Here is a 5,161-nt window from a genome sequence, read left to right as displayed (position 1 = left end):
TCAGCAGTCCTGCGGAAATACAGCCAACATCGGTTGCGGTATTGTACCAGAACATGAACTTGAGCATTGAACGTTCATCATAGCCACGTCCCGACTGCAGGAACTTCGGCATCCAGACGCGGAACAGGTGCCAGCATGCGTTAATCGAGACGACCATGATGACCATGATCAGAAACTTGCGGCTGAACACCGCCGACAAAAAGGTGTCCTGATCGACGGCCGATTCACCATCGACGGCCGTCACCGTCGGAACGGGTGCGAGATCCTCTGTGCGAGTCGAAAAGAACCATAGAATCGACCAGACAGAACCGACTGCCGCGATAATCTGGAAAACCGGTCGCCAACTTCCTGGTGCATCGGTCAGCATTTTCAACATGATCAACGGAGTGACAATCGCACCGATTGCGGTTCCGCTCTGCAGCACACTGTTACCAAGAGTACGGTTTTCGGGGGGAAGCAGACGGTGAGTCGTCTTCAGGGCGCAAGGCCAGTGCCCCGCTTCAAAGAAGCCCAGTAGCAGACGGCACAACATCAATCCCAGGTATGTTTCAACGAAACCCGTCAGAAAGCCCATCAATGACCAGAGCAACAGCACCGCAGGGTAAAGAAACCGCACATTCGTGCGGTCAGCGATGGTCCCGAACACCAGTGCTCCCGTCGCGAACGCCAGCCCGAACGCAGTCTCAAGATAACCGTACTGGGCCTCGGAGAGACTGAATTCACGGGTAATCCGCTGAGAGACGTTCGCCAGTGTCTGGCGATCCATGTAGTTGATCGTACTCGCACAGAGCAACAGTCCGCAGACCCACCACGTCCAAAGCGTTCGAGAAGCGGGCGGTTGCTGCATTCGTTGTGTTTCCTGAAACAAAAGAGGGATCAATCACAGGGAAACCGGGTCCGCAACGTCTGGGACCCGGATTAGAGGGAAGAGAAATTCGCGAGCAGTTTCAGTCCCACTTTCTGACTCTTCTCCGGATGGAACTGAGTGGCGAAGAGATTCCCCCGCTGAACCATTGCCGTGAACGGGACACCATACTCGGTCCGAGCCGCAATCACGGAATCATCCGTTGGTCGAACGTAGTAGCTATGGACGAAGTAGAAGGATGCATCAGAGGGAATGTCATTCAGCAGCGGGCAATGTCCGGTTGTCTGCAGAGTATTCCAGCCCATGTGAGGGACTTTGATATCGGGCAGCGACGGAAAGCGGACGACATCCCCAGAAAGGACTCCCAGCCCGCTCCATTCGCCGTCCTCAAAGCTGACATCGAACAGCATTTGGAGGCCGAGGCAGATCCCCAGAAACGGCTTGTTCTGGCGAACGTGTTCCCGGATTGGCTGGATGAGTTTCAGTCGTTCGAGTTCACGGATCGCGTCCCGAAAGGCCCCCACGCCCGGCAGTACAAGCTTCTGAGCATCCGCAACCTGCTCTGGAGTGGTGATGATCTGCGCGGCAACGCCGAGCTTTTCAAACGCTTTCTGAACACTCCGCAGATTCCCCATTCCGTAGTCGACGATGCTGATCATGATTCGAAGTCTGTCGCACGCTAGAGTTATGAAATACTCATCCGACACGTTGAGGCCGGCCAGGTTCATGCCCCGAATTGACGAGCCAGTTCGATCAGGGATTTGACCATATGGCCGGTCGCTCCCGCCTCACGATGCCCCTTGTTCGAGGAAGCGTAGGCGGGGCCGGCGATATCCAGGTGAACCCACGGCTTGGTCCCCACAAAGTGCTGCAGGAATCGTGCGGCCGAAATCGCCCCGCCCCAGCGACCTCCCGTGTTTTTAATATCGCCGACATCCCCCTTGATGAGATCTTCATACAAATCCCACATCGGCAGTTGCCAGACATCTTCGCCCGTCGTCTTCGCTGCGGTCAGAACCTTGTCACACCAGGGTTGATCGTTCGTGAAGGCTCCAGACACGTCTTCGCCCAAAGCCACGACGCAAGCACCAGTCAGCGTGGCCAGATCGACAATTTTGTCGACCCCCGCATCGACGGCGTAGCTGAGTACGTCGGCCAGGACGAGTCGTCCCTCCGCATCCGTGTTCAGCACTTCAATCGTCACGCCATTCCGTGCGGTGAGGATGTCGCCCAGCTTGAATGCCGAGCCGCTGATCATGTTCTCGACCATTCCCATATAGCCGACGACATTCACGGGAAGTTTCAGCCGGGCGATGGCGGTCATTGCCCCCAGGACGGTCGCGGCGCCCGCCATGTCACACTTCATCGTCAACATGCCGTCGCTTGGCTTCAACGAGAGCCCGCCGCTGTCAAAGGTGACACCTTTTCCCACCAGTGCCAGCCGAGGGGCATTCGGTCCACCCCCGTTGTGTTCAAGCACGACCATGCACGGAGGCTCGGTGCTCCCCTGAGCCACCGCCAGCATTGATCGCATCCGTTCCTGTTCCAGGCGAGGTTGCTCCAAAATTTCAATTCGGAGTCCCACCTCTTCCGCTGCGGCTTGTGCGCGTCTGGCAAACCCGAGCGGAGTGATTTCCTGGGGGGGCCGGTTCACGAGATCGCGAGTCAGGTTAATCGCCTGACCAACAATTTGTCCCCGCTCGGTCGCTTCACCCAGTGACGAACCATCTGCCGAAACAACTTCGATCGATGCAAACGGATGCCGGCTGCGCTCGGTCCGGAACAAATCCTGTCCCTGCGACCCCACAATTCCACAGGTCGTGGCGGCCGTCGCAAACGCCTCCGGTGAGACTGCGCCGATTGTCTCGTGCGGGACGGCAAATGCGACTCGCGTCCCCGGCTTATCGGAAATAGCTCGCGCCGCCGTCATCAGAGCTTTATCAACGCGGGCAATGGTCAGGTCTTCCGCTTTACCCAGACCAATACAAAGCAATCGGCTCACACCAATTCCGCTGAGGCCCCGAAGTGCCAAGGTGGACGCCAGTTTCCCCGTCAGATCGCCGACCGTCTTCAATCGCGTCAAGAGCCCGCCCAGAGCCTGATCGAGTTCGGCCAGTGACTGAGGCAGTTCGGCCGACTCAACGACTGGTACGACCAACCAATCCGATTCCACTTGTGTCAACGGTCGGTTAGTTTGGCGAATCTCCATCGCGTCAGATGTCCTTCTTGGAGTGAATTGGGCGAGCATGTAGCATCGCGAGTATTCAATGCGAAAGGCGCGGATTACACAAGTCCCATCACCCAACCGCCTAAGCGAATTGTCACGGCAGCAGGTCACGCCGTTTGCGTCGATCGAAAAGGCGTTCCGGCAGACCTCTGTAGCCGCTGCGTCCATCCCTGTGAAAAAGCAGAGACGACGGTGACCTCGTCTCCATCACACAGTTCAGAGACCTGAAACAGGTTTCTGAACAAACCTCAACTCGGGGAGAGAGTCCCCCCTGTTCGCTCAGTCTTCCCTCTTTCAACTTCACAAGCCCAGCCAGGCCGACGAAATGCGCGCTGCACGCTGTTGAACACCTTGAGCACCTATTCGTCCAAACCTCTGTTTTTCCAGAGTTTTGATTAGATGCTCAAGGTTGCGCACCTTGAGCATCTTGAGCACCTAATCGAGGTGCGCCGCTCCGCTGGGGAACCGGACGACACCCAGAACTTGCCGGAACCACACCCATCCCTGCCTTCTCCGTTCTCAAAATGGGGCTCACCAAAATGAAATTCCTACGCGGGGGGTGACGCTTTGCCCGGACGCTGTACTTCGCCCTGCGGTGCGAACGTGACCCCAAAGCAAACGATCTTCATCCCCTGAGGGCGTTCATTGCCTCAGGTCTTCTTCCTTCAGGCGGTTGCACCAGAACAACCGAGGTCGAAGCTGAATTCGGCAGCTTTCCGGAACGCCCCGACTGCAGGCGTTGTCGCTTCATGAGTAAGCACGGCCCGCGACCCTGCACCCGCGCGGATTCTCAGCGTCAACCTCGATCCCACGAACACGGACCTACCGGACCGGAGGGAGGAACTCACACACCGTTCAGGGACAAAACCAAGTAGCGGAGACAATGCAGGAACGTTTACGTTGTCGGAATCAAGGCACTGCCCATCCACAATATAAAAAACACTCACCATTACGTCAAGACTCTTTGTCGCAACCGCTTCGGTAAGAAGAGGACGGAATGCTTAAGTTCAGATGTCGGCGTCGTCTCGCCAACTTGCGAACTGACGCCGTCTCTCAAACCGGACAGCGAGGTTTGAATTCCAAACCGCTTCACGACGCCAATGTGTCGTCTGGTGTGACGCCCCGCATCGAGACCGACGGGGACGGTACTGGCAGTCCCTCTCTGTGATTCAGCCATTCTGCTAGCCCCTTGCAAATCTCGCTACCGCGCGAAATAAAGCAACGCGTATCGCTCGGACCGAACGGTATCATGATGCCGCAACGTCGCTGGCAGAGTCGTGGTGCTGAGAGCGAGATCCTGAATGAAAGCGAGATCCCGGCAAGATGGTCCAACTGAAACTCGTGTCTCCAAAAGCACTCGAGAGGGATCGAACAGGATATACCCTTGTGGAAGTTCTGGTCGTGATCGCGATCATCGCCGTGCTGATCGGGTTGCTGCTGCCCGCTGTCCAGCAGGCACGCGAAGCAGCACGTAAAATGAGTTGCCAATCCAATCTTCGGCAAATTGGATTGGCCGTGCATCAATACTACGAGTTGAACAACGGATATTTCTTCTTACATCATCCATACGATTCCGATGTCGATTCCAACAGTGGGATGTCAGACTCGTTTGCAGAAATCTATTGGGCCGACAAGCTGATGCCTTTCATTGGCAGTGCCGCTGAATCGGAAGAGGAGGTGGCAAACAAAGGGATCAATGTCGCCTCGAATGCCATTTATCGATGCCCGACTGACACTTCCAGACCGGCGCCGTTCATTTCGCCAGAGACAGACGAAGTCGACGGAATCATGCACCGGACCAGCTATCTGATGAACTCGCTCCTCAGTCATAAAAGCAGGCGATACGGCTTCTGGACCTTCTCACGATTTCAGGTCCGGATTGGACTTTCAAATTTTGCCTGTTTCTCCGAGCGGAATGCGATCGCGTTTACGCCACCGGCCGGGGATGATCCCCGACAGGATGACTATGACATCTGGCTGGGAACCGAGATCATTGAGCCCTGGATGGCGCACAAACGCCATAACGGTGCAGCAAACTATCTCTACATGGACGGCCACGTCTGGACCAC

4 protein-coding genes are annotated in these 5,161 nt (G+C 56.4%); 1 reads left to right on the top strand and 3 read right to left on the bottom strand.

Features of this window, described 5'->3' with window-relative positions:
* From VGE80_RS14215 to VGE80_RS14205, 3 genes are all read right to left on the bottom strand, one after another.
* Positions 1–847, bottom strand: an 847-nt coding sequence (locus VGE80_RS14215; protein WP_440593129.1) for an MFS transporter, incomplete at its 3' end; no start/stop codon positions are given.
* Positions 848–918: 71 nt separating this feature from the next.
* The gene (gene hisH, locus VGE80_RS14210) at positions 919–1,524 is read right to left on the bottom strand and encodes an imidazole glycerol phosphate synthase subunit HisH (RefSeq protein WP_373651597.1); all 606 of its coding nucleotides are present in this window, start codon (positions 1,522–1,524) and stop codon (positions 919–921) included.
* A 65-nt stretch (positions 1,525–1,589) separates the two neighbouring features.
* A complete protein-coding gene (locus VGE80_RS14205; protein ID WP_375314909.1) occupies positions 1,590–3,074 on the bottom strand; it encodes a leucyl aminopeptidase in 1,485 nt (494 codons plus the stop codon).
* A gap of 1,341 nt (positions 3,075–4,415) precedes the next feature.
* Between VGE80_RS14205 and VGE80_RS14200 the strand changes: the two genes are divergently transcribed.
* A partial coding sequence (locus VGE80_RS14200; protein ID WP_440593128.1) for a DUF1559 family PulG-like putative transporter occupies positions 4,416–5,161 on the top strand: 746 nt, incomplete at its 3' end.

It is taken from the genome of Schlesneria sp. (assembly GCF_036405755.1).
In the GTDB taxonomy this organism is placed as follows: domain Bacteria; phylum Planctomycetota; class Planctomycetia; order Planctomycetales; family Planctomycetaceae; genus Schlesneria; species Schlesneria sphaerica.
Note: the sequence above shows the minus strand (reverse complement) of the source record. Positions and strands in the feature narration are given on the sequence as shown.